This window comes from Novosphingobium oxfordense (assembly GCF_044029435.1).
In the GTDB taxonomy this organism is placed as follows: Bacteria; Pseudomonadota; Alphaproteobacteria; order Sphingomonadales; family Sphingomonadaceae; genus Novosphingobium.
This window is the reverse complement of sequence record NZ_CP147008.1, coordinates 324018-341080: the sequence shown is the minus strand read 5'-3', so window position 1 is coordinate 341080 and position 17063 is coordinate 324018. Positions and strand designations below refer to the sequence as shown.

General features: G+C 65.1%; 15 protein-coding genes. 12 read left to right on the top strand and 3 right to left on the bottom strand.

Annotated elements, in window-relative coordinates; genetic code table 11:
- Positions 1-4: 4 nt before the first annotated feature.
- Positions 5-838, bottom strand: a complete 834-nt coding sequence (locus WBP07_RS24505) for an SDR family NAD(P)-dependent oxidoreductase (RefSeq protein ID WP_395397693.1) — start codon at positions 836-838, stop codon at positions 5-7.
- Between the two features lie 378 nt (positions 839-1216).
- On the opposite strand from WBP07_RS24505, the gene WBP07_RS24500 reads away from it, so the two are divergent.
- Positions 1217-2515: an MFS transporter gene (locus WBP07_RS24500; protein WP_395397692.1), complete on the top strand. Its 1299-nt coding sequence runs from the start codon at positions 1217-1219 to the stop codon at positions 2513-2515.
- An 82-nt stretch (positions 2516-2597) separates the two neighbouring features.
- Here the strand turns inward: WBP07_RS24500 and WBP07_RS24495 are convergent, their stop codons facing one another.
- Positions 2598-5156: a TonB-dependent receptor gene (locus WBP07_RS24495; protein ID WP_395397691.1), complete on the bottom strand. Its 2559-nt coding sequence runs from the start codon at positions 5154-5156 to the stop codon at positions 2598-2600.
- Between the two features lie 113 nt (positions 5157-5269).
- Positions 5270-6043, bottom strand: coding sequence for an SDR family NAD(P)-dependent oxidoreductase (locus tag WBP07_RS24490; protein WP_395397690.1), 774 nt, complete (start codon positions 6041-6043; stop codon positions 5270-5272).
- A 558-nt stretch (positions 6044-6601) separates the two neighbouring features.
- Here WBP07_RS24490 and WBP07_RS24485 point away from each other — a divergent pair.
- The 11 genes from WBP07_RS24485 (at position 6602) to WBP07_RS24435 (ending at position 17030) form a co-directional block, all read left to right on the top strand.
- Positions 6602-8311: a class I adenylate-forming enzyme family protein gene (locus tag WBP07_RS24485; RefSeq protein WP_395397689.1), complete on the top strand. Its 1710-nt coding sequence runs from the start codon at positions 6602-6604 to the stop codon at positions 8309-8311.
- A gap of 57 nt (positions 8312-8368) precedes the next feature.
- Positions 8369-9238 (top strand): amidohydrolase family protein, encoded by an 870-nt coding sequence (locus tag WBP07_RS24480; protein ID WP_395397688.1) that lies wholly within the window; start codon positions 8369-8371, stop codon positions 9236-9238.
- Between the two features lie 17 nt (positions 9239-9255).
- Positions 9256-10341: a Rieske 2Fe-2S domain-containing protein gene (locus tag WBP07_RS24475; protein ID WP_395397687.1), complete on the top strand. Its 1086-nt coding sequence runs from the start codon at positions 9256-9258 to the stop codon at positions 10339-10341.
- Positions 10342-10373: 32 nt separating this feature from the next.
- Positions 10374-11891 (top strand): amidase, encoded by a 1518-nt coding sequence (locus WBP07_RS24470; protein WP_395397686.1) that lies wholly within the window; start codon positions 10374-10376, stop codon positions 11889-11891.
- A gap of 54 nt (positions 11892-11945) precedes the next feature.
- The gene (locus WBP07_RS24465) at positions 11946-12704 is read left to right on the top strand and encodes an SDR family NAD(P)-dependent oxidoreductase (protein ID WP_395397685.1); all 759 of its coding nucleotides are present in this window, start codon (positions 11946-11948) and stop codon (positions 12702-12704) included.
- 119 nt (positions 12705-12823) lie between these two features.
- The gene (locus WBP07_RS24460) at positions 12824-13291 is read left to right on the top strand and encodes an Lrp/AsnC family transcriptional regulator (protein ID WP_395397684.1); all 468 of its coding nucleotides are present in this window, start codon (positions 12824-12826) and stop codon (positions 13289-13291) included.
- Positions 13288-13764 carry an Lrp/AsnC family transcriptional regulator gene (locus tag WBP07_RS24455; RefSeq protein WP_395397683.1) on the top strand — a complete coding sequence of 159 codons (477 nt, stop codon included), beginning with the start codon at positions 13288-13290 and terminating at the stop codon, positions 13762-13764. The genes WBP07_RS24460 and WBP07_RS24455 overlap by 4 nt, the downstream gene beginning before the upstream one ends.
- Before the next feature lie 221 nt (positions 13765-13985).
- Positions 13986-15044: an acyl-CoA dehydrogenase family protein gene (locus WBP07_RS24450; RefSeq protein WP_395397682.1), complete on the top strand. Its 1059-nt coding sequence runs from the start codon at positions 13986-13988 to the stop codon at positions 15042-15044.
- Positions 15041-16219, top strand: a complete 1179-nt coding sequence (locus WBP07_RS24445; protein WP_395397681.1) for an acyl-CoA dehydrogenase family protein — start codon at positions 15041-15043, stop codon at positions 16217-16219. The genes WBP07_RS24450 and WBP07_RS24445 overlap by 4 nt, the downstream gene beginning before the upstream one ends.
- A 5-nt stretch (positions 16220-16224) precedes the next feature.
- Positions 16225-16653 carry a PaaI family thioesterase gene (locus WBP07_RS24440; protein ID WP_395397680.1) on the top strand — a complete coding sequence of 143 codons (429 nt, stop codon included), beginning with the start codon at positions 16225-16227 and terminating at the stop codon, positions 16651-16653.
- The gene (locus WBP07_RS24435; protein WP_395397679.1) at positions 16650-17030 is read left to right on the top strand and encodes a PaaI family thioesterase; all 381 of its coding nucleotides are present in this window, start codon (positions 16650-16652) and stop codon (positions 17028-17030) included. The genes WBP07_RS24440 and WBP07_RS24435 overlap by 4 nt, the downstream gene beginning before the upstream one ends.
- Positions 17031-17063: the final 33 nt, after the last annotated feature.

Genomic DNA, 17063 nt, shown 5'->3' with positions numbered 1-17063 from the left:
CTCGTCAGGACGCGATGGCAACGCCGTTGCCACTGATCATCGGCGTCACCGTCCACTGTCCATCGGGCGTCCGCATCCAGCCGGCGGCCGCCAGCGCCCCGCCATCGACATGCACGGTGGTTCCGGTGACCCATGCGGCCAGCGGGCTGGCCAGATAGAGCGCCGCACCGGCGCTGTCCCGCGCCTGGCCGAAGCGACCCAGCGGTATCCATTTGTCCATATGGGCGCGGTTTTCGGGCGGGATCATGTAGTCCAGCGGGACTTGCGCCGTGTCGGTCGTTTCCGGGGCGACTGCGTTAATGCGGATGCCGGCGGGCGCCAGTTCCAGCGCCAGGCTCTGCGTCAGCCCCGTCACGGCCGCCTTGGCCGCGCCATAGACGGCGCAGTTGGGAATGCCGCGAAATGCCTCGATCGAAGTGATGTTGACGATGCTGGAACCCGGCGCGGCCTTCCGCAGCAACGGCAACACCGCGCGCGTGACGCGCATGACCTGACCGAAATTGATCTCGACGATCGCGTCGATCTCATCGTCGTCCAGTGCCTCGAACGGCTTGGCGTGCAGGAAATGGCCGACATTGTTGACGAGCACGTCCAGATTTTCCGTCCACGCGCCGGTCCGTTCGGCCAGCGCGCGAACATCGGCGCGGCGGGCGACATCGCAATGGACCACAAGCGCTTCGGGAAATCGGGCGGAAAGGGCCGAACATCGCTCCGCGTCCACCTCGGCAATGGCGATCCGCGCGCCGACGGCTGCGAAGCCTTCCGCACAGGCGAGCCCGATGCCTGAGCCTCCGCCAGTGATCAGCACAGTCCTGCCGGCAAAATCGATTGCCATCATGATCTCCCCTCCATGCCGGCATTTTTGCCGGGCATTGTATTCCGCCTGCCGAGCGTTGTCCGTGAAATCTGCTTATCAATCGAATTTTGTCAACGCAAAATAACGATAAAAATAAATCATACATCAAATATGCGTAAAATGTTCCCGAAAATGTTCAGGGTCACACTCCCGTCGGCGGGGTGAAGGCGAACATGTTGCGTTTCCTGCGACGTGCCGTTTTCGGCCATCGCAGGCTGGATGCTTCAACCGGTCGAGCAGCGGGGGCGAAACTCGCTTGAGGGAAATTGCCCTGCGCGGGAACGCACGATTTGCCAAGCGCTCCGCTGTCCCTATCATGCGGCCCATGTCGTTCAACGATCGTAAGGGCCCAGGCAGCCGATGAAAGCCGACGCGGTTTCCGGTCCGGTCGGGAAGGCGTTCGAGCATAAGCCGCTGTCGCGGCGATCCATGGCGATCGCGGCGTTCTCGACGATCGTCGAATGGTACGATTTCACGCTCTATCTCTATCTCGCCACCGTCCTTTCGCGGGTGTTCTTCGGCGGGGGCGAGCATTCGCTTTCGGTCACTCTGGGCGGCTTTGCCGTGGCCTACCTGATGCGGCCGCTGGGGGCGACGGTGTTCGGGCACATCGGAGACCGGCATGGCCGCCGCCGCATGATGCTGCTGTCGATGGCGATGATGACGGCGGCGATGCTCGCAACCGCCTGCCTGCCCACGTATGCGGCGATCGGTGCCGGTTCGGGCTGGATGCTGCTGGCGCTGCGCTGCGTCATGGCCTTCTCCGTGGGGGGCGAATATACCGGTGTCGTTGCCTATCTGATGGAGGGCGCGGATCGGAAGCGGCGCGGCCTCGTCACCTCATGCGCGGCGGCGGCCAGCGAACTGGGCGGGCTGCTGGCGGCGGGTATTTCGGCGCTGGTGGTCAGCGCGCTGGCGCCGGCCGTGCTGAACGAGTGGGGCTGGCGCATTCCGTTCCTGTTCGGTGCCGTGCTGGCCGGTGCGGTGCTTCTGGCGCGGGCGACGCTGGAGGAATCGCCCGAATTCGAACGACAGGTGCTTCATCTCAGCGTTCCGGAGCGCCCGCTGCGGCAGGTGCTTTCGCACCAGCGGCCTGCCATCGCGCGCGGCTTCGCGATTTCGGCACTGGGCTCCATCACCTACTACGTGGGCATCACTTACGTTCCCGCTTTCGTCACCGATACGGGCGTCATGGCGGAGAGCGCGGCGCTGTGGCTTTCCACGGCGGCGGCATTCATGGTCATTTTCGTCACGCCCTTCGTCGGCATCCTGTCCGATCGCATGGGGCGGCGGCCGGTGCTGCTCTGCGTGGGGGTCCTGTCGATCCTGGTGCCCGCCGTCTCCTTCGCGGCGATGGGGGAGGGAGGTTACGGCGCGGCCCTGATCGGTGCGCTCCTGCTCGCCTCGCTGGGCGGCGCGGTCAGCGCGGTGGGTGCGGTGGCAACGGCGGAGCAGTTTCCGGGCGAAGGCCGCCTGACCGGGCTGGCACTCGGCGCGACGGCGGCCACGGCAGTGTTCGGCGGGCTTGCGCCCTACGTCGCCCAGGTCATGGTGGAAGCCACCGGATGGCCGGCCGTGCCGGGCGTGATGATCGCCCTTGTGGCACTTTGCGTATTGCCGGTTTTCGTGAAAATGCCGGAAACCCGGCCTTTCCGCTGAGGGCGGTGAACCGGTTCCTCGATCCGGCTTTGCCACCCCGGCCCAGACTTTGGCCTCGTGCCGGGGTGGCGAATGGCGGGATTTAGTATGAGATGGATAGTGTCACGCCATAAGTGCGGGGATCGGCGTAGTAGCCGCCGGCAAAGCCCAACTGGCCATAGTCGATGCCGCGCACGAAGTCCTTGGCGTTGGTCAGGTTCTTCGCCCAGAGGCGCACGCTGGCCTCGCCATTGCCAAGCGGCATGTCCTCCACGCCGATCTGGGCATCGACGATGTCGCGGTCGTCACCCTTGATCTGCTCGTTGAACGGGGTCGAGGTCACGGCGCTGAAGCTGTACTTGCCGTCCTCGTGCGTATAGCCGATCCGCGCCTTGATCGCGGCATTGCCCCAGTTCAGCGGGAACTGCGCATTGAACGCAGCATTGGCGGTCAACGGCGAAGTATAGCCCGGCGTCACGATAGAGGCGATGTTGACCGGCGGCGCGCCGGGCGTGGTCGATTGCCCGGCCAGGAACTCCTTGTACTGGATGTCGACATAGCCAAGGTTGCCGTCGATCGAGAAGTTGTCCGTCAGGATCGCCTGCGTTTCGATTTCGAACCCGTTGTAGATCACCTTGCCGGCATTGCCGATGCGCGTGGCGAACGTGCCGACCGGGGCGTCGGTGCGCGGAATGTTCACCGCCAGGTTCTTGTAGATGTTGTGATAGGCGGCAAGGTTCAGGCGCAAGTGGCGATTGAACAGTTCGCTTTTCACGCCCACTTCGTAGGACGTCACCGTTTCCGGTTCGAAATGAGGCAGGGTAGAGGTGCCAGTGATCGCCGGGTCCTGCGAATTGAACCCGCCCGAACGATAGCCGGTGGCTGCGCGGGCATAGAGATTGATGCCCTGCGCGACGTCGTAGCCGGCCATCAGGTTCCAGGTGAACTTGCTGAACGATGCATCGCCCGTTTCCGCGACGGCAAGCGGCGCCGCGCCGTTCTGCAGGCGGATCATCTTCTTGTCGTCCCAGGTATAGCGCCCGCCCGCCGTCAGCCGGATGCCGCTGCCGCGACCGCCGGGATAGAAGGTGACCTGTCCGTAAAGCGCCTTGCTTTCGCTCTGCGCGGTATAGGCAAGGCGGGCGTTGGTCACCACCAACCGGTATTGCGCCGGATTGGCGGCGGCGAATGCCGGACCAAGTGCACCGAAGTTGGAAAGGAAAACTGAATTGGTGTCGAGGACATAGCCACTGTTCTGGTAACCGTCTTCCGATCCCTTCTCCCAGAAGTAGAAGCCGCCGACCACCCAGTCCAGCGTGCTGGTGTCGCCGGAAATCTCGACTTCCTCGCTCAACTGCTTGTGCTTGCGATGGTTTTCGATGTCGAACAGGTTCTGCGACGTGGTCGGGACGCTGGCGGCGGCGATGAAGGGGCGGGCGGCCGCCGGGATCGAAGGGATGTATTGCAGCAGCGATGCCGGCATGCCGTTGAACAGCGTGGCCGCGGAATAAGCAGGGCCGGTGAACCCGCCGATGCCGTCCAGGTCCGCCAGCGAATAGCTGCGCCAGAAGCGGTAGCCGGTGGTGGACTTCACCTTGAAGCCGCCGAAATCGTTCTGGACCTGCAGGTTGTGGCCCCAGCTCTTGTCTACCGCCTTGCCGAAGATGTCGTTGCAGACCTTGCTGCGGTATTGGCGCCGGGGCTCGGCCAGCGCGGCGCATTCGGGATCGGCGAACGTGACGCCGGCCAGATATTGCGCGACCGGCGCCTGCTGCGTGACTGCCACCGGCTGCCCGTCGACGACGATGGGATCGCGATAGGTGCCGTCCGCCACATTGGTCAGCTGGAATGCCGGCGGGCTACCGTTGATGCGGTTCCAGTCGAAGATGTACTGGATGCTGCCGGAGCCGCCCAGTTCGACGCGGGCTGCCGCGCGCACCGCGTCCGACTTGCGCGCGCCGGGGTCCTTCGAATCCTTGGGCTGCAGGATATTGTCGACAGTGCCGTCGCGCTGCGAATGGCCGTAGGAGAAGCTGGTGGCGATGCCGGCGATCTCACCGGGATCGAGGATCACCTTGCCGTTCCATGCATCGAAATTGCCATAGCCGGCTTCGGCCTTCAGCCGGAAGGTCTTCGACGGCTCGCGGGAGATGAAGTGGATCGCGCCGCCGGTGGTGTTGCGGCCGAACAGCGTGCCCTGCGGGCCGCGCAGCACTTCGACGCGCTGGATGTCCATCACGTCCAGGCCCATTGCGCCGGAGCGGGCGATGTAGACGCCATCGACATAGAGCCCGTTGGCCGCATCGACGCCGAAGCTCTCGCTGCCGCCGTTGGATATGCCGCGCATGGAGAATACGGCGGCGCTGTTGCTGACGGTGCCGGGCACGATGGTGACGTTCGGCGCCAGGCCTGAGATATCGCGCGAATCCTGCACGCCCAACTGCTCGATCTTGTCCGCGCCGATCGCGCTGATCGCGATAGGCACGTCCTGCAGATTTTCGGAGCGCTTCTGCGCGGTCACGACGATTTCGTTGAGGCCGGTGCTGGGCGTTTGCGGGCCCTGCGCCTGATCGGCCTCTTGCGCCATGGCCTGACCGGCGAAGGCGAGGGTGCTTGCGCCGACCAGCAATCGGAAAGCGGTTCTTGCGTAGCGTTTCGGCATGTTTCTCTCTCCCATGATTGTCGTTTTTTGTGTTGGATCGTGGGTGGTGGCGGGCGTTCCAGGTTCGCCGGTCACGTTCGTTCTGCTGCGGGCGCCTCCGAGCGGGCGCGCGGTCAGGCGGGCATGTAGAGTTGCGCTGCCTTGCCGCCGTCTACCGGCAGGGCCACGCCGGTGACGTAGCTGGCATCGTCCGACAGCAGGAACACGATCGCGCTGGCCAGTTCGCCGGGCCGGCCGCCGCGTCCCATCGGGATCGCTTCGGCCGTGCGCGCGGCGATCTGCGGGGCGCGGGCGGCGAATTCCTCGGTCCCGGCAGTCTGGACCTGGCCGGGCACCACGGCATTGACGCGGATGCCCAGCGGGGCGCCTTCCATCGCCGCGACCGCGCTGAAATGGACGAGCGCGGCTTTGGAGGCCGAATAGCTGGACATGTTGGCGGCCGCGCGAATGCCGCAGGTCGAGGCGACATTGACGATGGAGCCGCCGCCATTGCGCGCCATCGCCCGCATCGCGGCCTTGGTGGCGACGAAGGTGGCATCGGCATTGACCGTGAAGTCCTTACGCCACTGCTCGACGGTCAGTCGGTCGATCGGTGCGTAATGCGTGGACATCGCGTTGTTCACCAGCATGTCCAACCGGCCGTGGCGCTGCGCGACATCATCGACCATCGCCGTGAGGGCATCGAAGTCCGCCACATCGAGCTGCACGGCTTCCGCCAGGCCGCCTGCGGCTTCGATGGTTGCCACGGCATGGTCCAGTCGTTCCTGTCGGCGGCCGCAGATCGTCACCTTCGCGCCGCGCCGGGCAAGCAATGTCGCCGTGGCAAGGCCGATGCCATCGCTGCCACCGGTGACGATGGCCACCCGTCCTTCGAGATCCCGCTGCATGTGCCTTCCTGTCCTTCCCAGGGCCGTCGCTCGGTTCCGCATTCGCTTCCGCCTGTTTGGCGGTCTCGCAAGGTCCTGTCGGCTCGTTGCGTCAATGGATTCGTCAAAACGCGTAAAATGTAAACACTAAAAATACGAACTGATTGGTTCTGAGAACGCGGAGAGGGATCGGTGGCTTTGTCGGAATCGTTCATTCCGTCGCGTGGGATTATCATTGGGTTATCCGAAAAATATCCCGGAAAGCGGGAAATATCGGTGGGCGTTGGCCAAACGATCGCGACGGGCGGTGGGGCAATTTCCCGCGTAAAAAGGTGCGTAAAAATATTTGCCTTGAAATGCGCGATTACGACAATATCCTCATGCCATAACGAAAACGATGCGAATCGAGAGGATGGCAATGTCAGGCACGAGGTCGGCTCAGGCCGTCGACGGATTCAGGCGATCCGGTCCGGCACGGAGGGATCCGCGGGCGAATGCCGTGCAGTCTGCCGTTGCGCCCTGCCTTTGCGCATTCGCAAGGATCGCCAAGTGCGGGATCGCCAAGCGGGGGATCGCCAAGTGAGCGCGGGTGTTGATACCGAGGTCGCCGCCGGTCGGGCTGGCGATCAGGCCGCAGGCTCGGGCCGCGTCGATCCGGTTTTCGCACAAGTGACCGCCGCCGGTTCGCCGTTCGAGATCGGCGAGCGCGACGGCGTGCGGACGTTCGTGCGCGCCCCTGCCGATCTTGCTCAATTGCTGGAAAGTGCGCGTCAGTTTGGCGATGCGACGATGATCGTCGATTTCGATGGCCCTCACGGCGAGCGGCGGCTGACGTACGACGATGTCTTCGCATGGCGCGACCGGCTGATCGGTCATCTCGGCATCGCGCGTGGTGACCGCGTGGCGATCTGCATGCGCAACCGTGCCGAATGGATGGTGGCGTTCCTTGCGATCGTACGGGCCGGCGGCGTGGCGGTCGTACTGAACAGTCGCGGTTCCCCGGCCGAACTGGCGGCGATGATCGGCGATGTGTCCCCCGTGCTGGTGCTTGCCGATACGGAGCGTGCCGTCGCCGTCCGCGATGGCGGCTTTGCCGGGGGAGTGATCGACCTGACGCAGCCGCTTGAGGACAACGGCCGAAGCGTCGACGCCATTGCGCCGGCAAAGCCCGGCGATGCCTGTGCCATTCTTTTCACATCGGGCACGACCGGGCGCGCGAAAGGCGCGGTCCTCTCGCACCGGAGCCTGATTACGGGCCTGCTGGGCACGCAGCTGACCGGGGCCATGGTGCTTCAGGGCATGGCGTTGCAATACGGCGTTCCGGTCGAGACGATCATGGCGCAAGTGCCGCCGCAGGCGATCCTGCAAGTCTATCCCCTGTTCCACATCTCGGGCCTGGGATCGGCGTTCCTTGCGCCGATGCTGTCGGGCGGCAAGATCGTGACGATGCGGCGCTGGGACGCGGCAGAGGCGGTGCGGCTGATCGAGCGGGAGAAGGTGACGCAGCTCTCCACCGTGCCGACGATGCTGTGGGACATGGTGCACAAGGCGCATCTGGCGGAGGCCGATCTTTCTTCGTTGCGCAATATCGGTTCGGGCGGCCAGGCCCTGCCGCTTAACTTGCTGGAGGAAGTGCGCCGGCTATGCCCGCATTCGCTGCTGGGCACGGGCTACGGCATGACCGAGACCTCGGGCGCGATCGCGCAGGCCGTGGGCGAGGATTTCCTGCAGGCGCGCGCCTCGGCAGGGCGTGTGCTGCCGCTGGTGGACATGCGGATCCTTCGCCCGGATGGCAGCCTGTGCGAAACGGGTGAAAGCGGTGAGATCACCGTGCGCAGCGCCATGGTCATGTCCGGCTACTGGAACCGCCCGGAAGAGACTGCCGCCGCGCTGACGCCGGACGGCTGGCTGCGCACCGGCGACATCGGCTTTCAGGACGAGGGCGGCTACATCACCATCGTCGACCGGTCCAAGGACATGGTGATCTCCGGCGGGGAGAACATTTACTGCGCCGAAGTCGAACGCGTGCTGAGCGAACTGCCCGAAGTGCGCGAATGTGCGACATTCGGCATCGCCGACGAGCGCATGGGAGAGCTTCTGGTGGCTGTCCTGCATGCCGATGGGCTTGAGGAACATGCCGTGCGCGAATGGGTGGCGGAGCGGCTGGCCCGCTACAAGGCGCCGGCGAAAGTCGCTTTCTCTCCCGGGCCGCTGCCGCGCAACCATTCCCAGAAAATCGACAAGATCGCGCTGCGGGCGCTGTGGCCGCAACTGGTCGCCCATAACTGACAGTCGGCAATTGGCAACGACGCCCGACAACGCGACAACCGACAGGAGAACAGACGCATGGGCATGCCCCGTGACATCGGCATTATCGACTGCATGCTCGGCATTCCGGAAGCGGAGGACCGCTCCGAATGGTTCGCGCCGTTCCGTCCGCTGATCAAGGACCGGCAGACGCTCCAGCAGTTCGCCATGCCTGCGCAATACATGTTCAAGGACATTCCGCAGACCGGCGACGCCGATGATTTCGTGGCCTGGACGGTCGATCAGATGGACCGCCACAACGTGGACAAGGCGCTGGTCGGCTGGAACGACAACGACACGTCCTATCGCGCGAAGGAGAAGTTCGGAGACCGCTTCTTCTTCGATCTGCCGGTCGATCCCAATCGCGGCATGGAAGAAGTGCGGCGCATTCGCCGGCTCCATGCCGAGGTCGGCCTCTCGGCTATCAGCTGCTTTCCGGCGGGGACGCTGCCGCAGGTTGCGATCAACCACAAGTACATGTTCCCGATCTACGCCTGTGCGGAGGAACTGGGCCTGCCGGTGCTGCTGAACGTCGGCATTCCCGGCCCGCGCATCCCGATGGAAACGCAGAAGGTCGAGCATCTGGACGAGGTCTGCTGGTTCTTCCCGGACCTGAAGATCGTCATGCGCCACGGGGCCGAGCCGTGGGAGGCGCTGGCCGTGAAGCTGATGCTGAAATGGCCGAACCTCTATTATTCGACCAGCGCTTTTGCGCCCAAGCATTACCCCAAGGCGATCATCGATTACGCCAATACGCGCGGCGCGGACAAGGTGCTCTACGCCGGCTACTTCCCGATGGGCCTCAGCCTCGACCGCATCTTTTCCGACATGGAGAACGTGCCGTTCAAGGACCACGTCTGGCCCAAGTTCCTGCGCGAAAACGCGATCAGGGTTTTCGATCTCACATAATGACCCGGGAGAATCCCATGTCCGATGCCGATCCGCGCGCCGCCACCGATGCGCGCACCCCGCCCGTTGCCGTGTGGCAGATCCTTGAAAAGCTGCGCGGGCAGGACCTGATCGACTGGCGCCTTGCCGAAGTGAAGGACCGCGCCTCGGTCGAGACGCGCAACCTCGACAACGGCATCCCGTTCGGCTGGTATCCGATCGACCTTTCCGCCGATCTGGCAGTGGACGAAGTGAAGGCACTTCACTATTTCGCCAAGGATCTGGCGATGTGGCGCGGGGAGGACGGGCAGGTGCGCGTCGTCGATGCCTATTGTCGCCACCTTGGCGCGCACATGGGCCATGGCGGCAAGGTCAACGGCAACCTGCTGGAATGCCCGTTCCACGCCTGGCGCTATGACGGGAACGAGGGCGTGGTGAAGGAGATTCCCTATGCCCGCGTGATCCCGCCGCAGGTAAAGCGCAAGTGCGTGCGGACCTGGCACGTGGTGGAAGTGAACCGCTGGATCTGGGTCTGGTATCACCCACAGGACGTCGCCCCGCTGTGGGAAGTGGCCGCGCTGCCAGAGGCGACCGATCCCGACTGGACCGACTACGAAGTCCATGAATGGAACGTCTGGGGCTCGCTTCAGAACATGGCCGAGAACGGCGTGGACTTCGCCCACTTCAAGTACATCCACGGCACCGCCGACGTACCGCAGGGCGACTTGCGCTGGGGCGAATGGGGCCGCGGCGCCGATGTGAAGGCGAAGATGGGCACGCCGATGGGCGAAGTGGACGGCCTGATCAGCTATGACACGATGGGCCCGGGCCAGAGCTGGACGCGCTTTACCGGCATTTCCGAAACGCTGATGATCGCCTGCCTTACGCCGGTGAGCGAAGACCACGTCCACGCGCGCTTCTGCTTCACCCAGCCCAAGGCGCAGGCCGAAGGGCCGATGGGGCGGCTGGCCAAGGGGCTGATCCGCGACATCTGCAAGCAATTCGATCAGGACAAGGTGGTCTGGGATCGCCAGAAGTTCGAACCCTCTCCGATCATCTGCGACGGCGATGGCCCGATCCCGCAGTTCCGCAAGTTCTACTCGCGCTTCTACGCGCAGGATTGAAGGTGGGGAACATGTCGGAAGAAGGCACATCGATGACCCGCCGTTCGATGATCGCAGGTGCGGCGGCGGCCGGGGGGCTTGCCGCCGCACCTGCCCTTGCTGCCACGGCTGCAGCAGGGGGGAAAGCAAGCAGTCCGCTGGACACGCATGACGCGCTGGGGCTGGCGGAACTGGTGCGCAAGCGGCAGGTCTCGCCCGCCGAACTGCTCGATGCGGCGATCGGCCGGGCAGAGGCGCTGGACCCGCGCCTGCACTTCATGGCGCAGCGGCATTACGACTATGGCCGCGCCGCCATCGCCAATGGCCTGCCGGAAGGGCCGTTTCGCGGTGTGCCGTGGCTGCTCAAGGACCTGAACACCTATATCGCCGGGCTGCCGACCGGCAACGGCAGCCGGTTCTACAAGGACTATCGGCCCGAGGCGACCTCCGAACTGGTCCGCCGGATCGAGAAGGCGGGCTTCGTAGTCTTCGGCAAGACCGCCGTGCCCGAACTGGGCCTGACCGGCACGACCGAGAACCAGGTCACCGGTGCCACCCGCAATCCATGGAACCCGGCGCATATCGCCGGCGGCTCCTCCGGCGGGGCGGCAGTGGCCGTGGCATCGGGCGTGCTCCCGGCCGCGCACGCCACCGATGGCGGCGGCTCGATCCGCATTCCGGCTTCCTGCTGCGGGTTGTTCGGCCTGAAGCCCAGTCGCGGGCGCGTGCCGATGGGCCCGCCGCGCACGGAGGGCTGGGGCGGGCTCTCGGTCCACCACGCCGTCACGCGCAGCGTGCGCGATTCCGCCGCGATCCTGGACGTTACGCATGGGGTGGAGCCCGGCAGCCGCTATTCCGCTCCGACGCCGTATGAGACCTTTCTGGCGCAAGTCACCAAGGCGCCCGGCAAGCTGCGCATCGCGCTGATGCTCGATGCGCCGTCCGGCGTGCCGATCGATCCCGAATGCCGGGAGGCGGCGCTGGCCGCCGCGCGCCTGTGCGAAAGCCTGGGCCACGTGGTGGAACCAGCCGCGCCCAAGCTGGACGTCGCCGCCATCGGCACGGCCGGTTTCGCGTTGATCGCCTCCTCGGTCGCGGCCGATATGCTGGACCGGGCCAAGGCGACCGGCGTTCCCGTGGGCCCCGATGTGCTGGAACCGATCACGCTCGCATTCGTGGAAATGGGCCAGCATGTCACCGGCATGGACTATGTGCGCGCCAATAACACCCTGCAGGCGGCGGCGCTGACGATGGCGCAGTTCATGGCCCGCTACGACGTGATCCTCTCGCCCACTCTGGCCGCGCCGCCGCTGGAACTGGGCAAGATCAACCTGACGCCGGGCATCGACTTCGCAGCATGGGGCGCGCGGACCGCCGCCTTCTCCCCCTTCACGCAAGTGGAGAACATGACCGGCCAGCCCGCCATGTCGGTGCCGCTGGGCATGTCGAAGGCGGGGCTGCCGATCGGGGTCATGTTCGTCGGCCGCTATGGAGACGAGGCGGGCCTGCTGCGCCTGGCCGGCCAGCTGGAACAGGCCGCGCCGTGGAAGGACCGGCGCCCCTCACTCTGATCACACTCTGATCGGGCGCCGGATTGCGACAATGAAGATACCGGAGATGATCGAATGCGCGGATTGAACGGCAAGGTCGGCATTGTTGCCGGCGGTGGGCGCGGCATTGGCGCCGCGACCGCGCGGCGGCTTTCGGCCGAAGGCGCGGCCGTGGTGATCGGCGATATCGTGGAGGAATGGGCGATCGATACCGCGCGCGCCATCCGCGAAGGCGGCGGCAAGGCGATCGGCATGCGGCTGGACGGCACCAGCGCCGCTTCCCAGGCGGAGATCGTGGCAGCGGCACAGGCCGAATTCGGCGCGCTGGATTTCTACCACTCCAACCTTGCGGGCGGCACCGAAGGCGATATCGACGTGCTCAACTGCACGGAAGACGTGCTGGACCGGTCCTTCGCGATCAATGCCAAGAGCCATTTCCTTGCCACGCAGGCCGCGCTGCCAGTGCTGATCGAGCGGGGCGGCGGGGCGATGATCTACACCTCTTCCGGCGCGGCGATCTCGGGCAATCCGTTGCAGGTTGCCTATCCCATGACCAAGAACGCGCTTCACGCGCTGGTGCGCCACGTCGCGCGCAAGTTTGGCAAGCAGGGCATTCGCGCCAACGGCATCTGCCCCGGCGTGGTCCTGACCGAAGCGGTCGCCCAGCACCTGACCGACGACTATGTGGCCGGCATGCTGGAGACGATCCCGCACCGCCGCCTTGGCCAGCCGGACGACATTGCCGGTGCGGTGGCCTTCCTCGCCTCCGACGATGGCGAATGGGTCAACGGGCAGCTCTGGCACGTCAACGGCGGCTCGCTGCTACGCGATTGAGCAGCGATCAAGCCCGGGGATTTCCCAATGCGGAGAAGCGCTTTCGATTCGACCTGTCCTTTCGATGCTGGCAAGACCGTCGATCGATTGGCGATCCTGGGATAGAAACGGGCGAAGGCATGGACGATCTGGCGGATTTCGACGAAACGGACCTGAAGATCGTGGAGCAGTTGCGGCGCAACGGTCGCGCCACGCACCAGCAGATCGCCAAGGCAATCGACATCGCGCCGACCACCGTTTCCGCCCGCCTGCGGCGCATGGAGGAATCCGGCACGCTGCGGGTGGTCGCGGTTTCGGACTTCGCGGTCCACGGCTATCACGTGCTGATCTATATCGGGATCGAGGTTACCGGCCGCGCCCCGGGGGATGTGGCGGAGGAACTGGCCCAGTTCGAGGAAGTCTTCGCCGCCTATCTGGTGACCGGGCGCTACGAAGTGAGCGTACTGCTGGCGCTGCCCAATATCGAGGACCTTTCCCAGTTCGTGGCGAAGAAGTTCTCCAGGGTGGCGGGCATCCGGTCGATCACGCAGTCGATCGGTCTCGACATCATCAAGTTCGGTCTCGATTCAGTGGAAGACGCGCAATGAGCTGGCCCGATCTCGACGATCTCGATCACCGTATCATCGCGATCCTTTCGAAGGATGCGCGTGTTTCCAACCGCAGCATCGCCGCCGATCTTGGCGTCAACGAAGGCACGATCCGCCTGCGGCTGAAGCGGTTGCAGCAGGATGGGCTGATCGCCTTTACCGCGCTGATCAGCCCCCGGCTGGACCGCAGCACCAAGACCGCCTTCGTCTCGATCCAGGCGGACATGACACGGTTCCATCAGGTTGCCCGCGAACTACGGCAGATCCCGACGATCCATTCGATCATGACGATGTTGGGCCCGTTCAACATCATGACGACCTGCTTCTATCGCGATATCGAGGAACTGCACGAGGTGACCGTCAGCAGCATCCTGGCGGTGGAGGGTGTGCAGCATGTCGAAACCTCGATCGCGGTGAAGACGGTGAAGTTCACCAATGGCGTGGTCGGCGTCAGCGCGGTGACCAACGGCTGATTGTGAGTGCGGATAAAATCTATTCCATAAATACGCATTTTGCAGCTTGAAAAGGTAATATGCGTAATATAGCGTGATTCTTGTCACGCAATTCGCCGCATAAGCGATTGCGTTTGGAGAGGATGCAGGTGCCGCGTCGCTGGCGGCTGCGCAATGGCTTGGCCGATGGCCGCAGCCGGCGCCTGGCCACACGCGCGCTCCGATCGTGAAAGCGGGCTGGAATGGAATTCGCGTTTACCGACGAGCAGCAGATGATTGCGGAGACGGCGCGCGCCTTCTTCGCGGAAAACGCCACCAGCGCGCGCACCCGCGCGGCGATGGAGGGAGAGGGGATCGACCGCGCGCTGTGGCGGGACTTTTGTGAGGAGCTGGGCTTTTCCGGCATCTCGCTTCCCGAAGCGGCGGGCGGCGCGGGGCTCGGGCTGGTCGAACTGGCGATCATTGCGGAGGCGGCCGGTGCGCAAGTGGCGGCGCTGCCGATGCTGGGCAGCCTGATGCTCTCGGCACCGGCGATTGCGGCGGGTGGTAGTGAGGGACAGCGCGAGGCATGGTTGCCGGGTCTGTTGTCCGGCGCAACGATTGCCGCTTTCGTTGAGGATTCCGCGCTGGAACTGCGTGACGGCAAGCTGATCGGCGGATCGCGCTTCGTTGCCCATGGCGCGCTGGCGGACCTTTTCGTCGTCACCGACGGCAGCGGCGCATGGCTGGTGCGGCGCGATGCAGCAGGCGTTTCGGTCACCGCGCAGACCACGATGGACCAGACGCGGCCGCTGGCCGAAGTGCGCTTCGATGGCGTCGTGGTGGAGGCTTTGGCCAACCCGGTCGAGGGGCTTGCCGCGGCCAATCGGACCGCGCTTGTCGGCCTTGCCGCGGAAGCGCTTGGCGGGGCGCAGGCCAGCCTCGATCGCACGGTGGAATATTCGAAGGAGCGTGTGCAGTTCGGTCGTCCGATCGGCTCTTTCCAGGCTTACAAGCACCGTCTGGCCGACATGATGGTGGAGATCGAGCAGGCCCGATCGGCCGTCTACTGGGCGGCTTGCGCGGTGGACGAGGGCAGCGATGAGGCGCCGCTGGCGCTGCACGCCGCCAAGTCCTTCGCGGCGGACACCGGCTTTCGCTGCGCGGCGGACATGATCCAGCTGCACGGCGGCATCGGCTTCACCTGGGAGCATGACGCGCACTTGTTCTTCAAGCGCGCGCGTTCGATCCAGACGCTGCTGGGCAAGGGCGATTGGCACCGCGAACGGGTTGCCGCGATCATTTTGGGAGAAGCGGCATGAAGCTGGGATTTTCGCAGGCGGACGAGCATTTTCGCCAGGAATGCGCCGATTGGCTCAACGGCCAGATGGCGGGCGAATTCCGCGACATCAAGGGCATCACCAAGCTGACCGGCAGCCCCGAACGTCGCAAGGAATGGGAAAGGCAGCTGGCCGCGCACAAGTGGTCGTGCATCGGCTGGCCGGAGGAGTGGGGCGGTCGCAACGCCACCTTGGCACAGCAGGTGATCTTTGCCGAGGAATATGCCCGCGCCGGCGTGCCGGGCCGCGTCAACCACATCGGCATCGAACTGGCCGGGCCGACGATCCTGACCTTCGGCACCGAGGAGCAGAAGCAGCGCTTCCTGCCCGGCATCGCGGCGGGCGAGACGATCTTCTGTCAGGGCTTTTCGGAGCCCAACGCCGGGTCGGACCTTGCCGGCGTGCGCACCAAGGGGCGGCTTGATGGCGACGAATGGGTGGTGAACGGCCAGAAGATCTGGACCAGCCTTGCCCATATCTCCGACTGGATTTTCGTGGTGACGCGCACGGAGGAAGGCACACAGGGCCCGCGCGGCCTGACCTTCCTGATGATGCCGATCGACCAGCCCGGCATCGACATTCGCGGCATTCGCCAGATCAACGGCGATGCCGAATTCAACGAGACGTTCTTCACCGATGCCCGCTGCCCGGCGGACAGCTACATCGGTGCCGTGGGGGAGGGATGGAAGATCGCCATGGGCCTGCTCGCCTTCGAGCGCGGCGTATCCACGCTGGGCCAGCAGATGGGCTTCCGCAACGAACTGGACGAGATCATCGCCGCGGCCAAGGCCAATGGCGCCGCGCGCGATCCGCTGATCCGCCAGCGGATCGCGAAAGCGGAAATCGGGTTGCGCCTGATGCGTTATGGCGCGCTGCGGATGCTTTCCAACACCGATCATTCGCGCATGGACGGGGCCGCGCTGACCTATAAGATCCAGTGGGCGACATGGCGCCGTAGTCTGGGCGAACTGGCGATGGACGTGTTGGGGCAGGAGGGCGAAGTGACGCCGCATCAGGATTACGAGTGGGATACGCTGCCCAACCTGTTCCTGTTCAGCCGGGCGGACACGATCTATGGCGGCACCAATCAGATTCAGCGCAACCTGATCGCGGAGCGCGGCCTGGGCCTGCCCCGCGAACCGCGCTGGACGGCCTAGCCTGAATGACGCAGGAGCAGGATCCTTTCGAGCGGCTGAAATCCATGCCCCCGCGCGGGCATCACGCGCTGCTGGGCATCTTCCATGTCGATAACGGGCCGGATTGGGCGGAACTGGCCTGCCCGTTCTCGGCAGGGTTCCTGATGGATGCAGGGTCCGGTCTCGTCTCGTCCGGCCCGGTGATCTCGCTGATCGACGCGGCGGCCGGCGCCGCGATCATCGCGCGCACGCGGCGGTGGGAGCCGATGGCGACGCTGGACCTTCGCGTCGACTATCTGCGCGCAGCGCGGCCCGAATGCACACTCCATGCCCGGGCGACCTGCCACCGGGTGACGCGCCGCGTGGCCTTCACCCGGTGCGAGGTGCACGATGGCGATCCCGCCAACCCGGTCGCCTTCGCCGCCGCCAGCTTCTTCTTCACGAGCGAACCATGATCGAACGGGCCCCTTATGCGCAGATGCTGGGCGTGCGTGAATGGACCGATGCGGAGGGCAATCCGGGCCTGTTCATGCCCGCCGCACCGGCGCTGGAGGGGCGGCAGGGCTTCCTTTACGGCGGAGTGATCGGCAGCCTGTTGGAACTCGCCTGCCTGGCCGCGCTTTCTGGTGCGCAGGACGTTCCCGACGGGCGCCCGCGCCCGATCAACATCACTATCGATTTCCTGCGCGGCGGGCTGATGATCGACACTTACGCCCAGGCGCGCATCGTGCGCCTGGGCAAGCGGGTGGTGAACGTGGATGCCGCGTGCTGGCAGAGCGACCGCGACAGCCCCATCGCCACCGGGCGGATGCATCTGCTGCGGTCTGTTTGAAAATCCGCCGCGGGCAGATTTTAGCGGCACCGG

Excerpts from the sequence above, each read along its gene's own strand:
- WBP07_RS24505 (WP_395397693.1), bottom strand. The coding sequence starts at position 838 with ATGATGGCAATCGATTTTGCCGGCAGGACTGTGCTGATCACTGGCGGA.
- WBP07_RS24500 (WP_395397692.1), top strand. The coding sequence starts at position 1,217 with ATGAAAGCCGACGCGGTTTCCGGTCCGGTCGGGAAGGCGTTCGAGCAT.
- WBP07_RS24495 (WP_395397691.1), bottom strand. The coding sequence starts at position 5,156 with ATGCCGAAACGCTACGCAAGAACCGCTTTCCGATTGCTGGTCGGCGCA.
- WBP07_RS24490 (WP_395397690.1), bottom strand. The coding sequence starts at position 6,043 with ATGCAGCGGGATCTCGAAGGACGGGTGGCCATCGTCACCGGTGGCAGC.
- WBP07_RS24480 (WP_395397688.1), top strand. The coding sequence starts at position 8,369 with ATGGGCATGCCCCGTGACATCGGCATTATCGACTGCATGCTCGGCATT.
- WBP07_RS24475 (WP_395397687.1), top strand. The coding sequence starts at position 9,256 with ATGTCCGATGCCGATCCGCGCGCCGCCACCGATGCGCGCACCCCGCCC.
- WBP07_RS24470 (WP_395397686.1), top strand. The coding sequence starts at position 10,374 with ATGACCCGCCGTTCGATGATCGCAGGTGCGGCGGCGGCCGGGGGGCTT.
- WBP07_RS24465 (WP_395397685.1), top strand. The coding sequence starts at position 11,946 with ATGCGCGGATTGAACGGCAAGGTCGGCATTGTTGCCGGCGGTGGGCGC.
- WBP07_RS24460 (WP_395397684.1), top strand. The coding sequence starts at position 12,824 with ATGGACGATCTGGCGGATTTCGACGAAACGGACCTGAAGATCGTGGAG.
- WBP07_RS24455 (WP_395397683.1), top strand. The coding sequence starts at position 13,288 with ATGAGCTGGCCCGATCTCGACGATCTCGATCACCGTATCATCGCGATC.
- WBP07_RS24450 (WP_395397682.1), top strand. The coding sequence starts at position 13,986 with ATGGAATTCGCGTTTACCGACGAGCAGCAGATGATTGCGGAGACGGCG.
- WBP07_RS24445 (WP_395397681.1), top strand. The coding sequence starts at position 15,041 with ATGAAGCTGGGATTTTCGCAGGCGGACGAGCATTTTCGCCAGGAATGC.
- WBP07_RS24440 (WP_395397680.1), top strand. The coding sequence starts at position 16,225 with ATGACGCAGGAGCAGGATCCTTTCGAGCGGCTGAAATCCATGCCCCCG.
- WBP07_RS24435 (WP_395397679.1), top strand. The coding sequence starts at position 16,650 with ATGATCGAACGGGCCCCTTATGCGCAGATGCTGGGCGTGCGTGAATGG.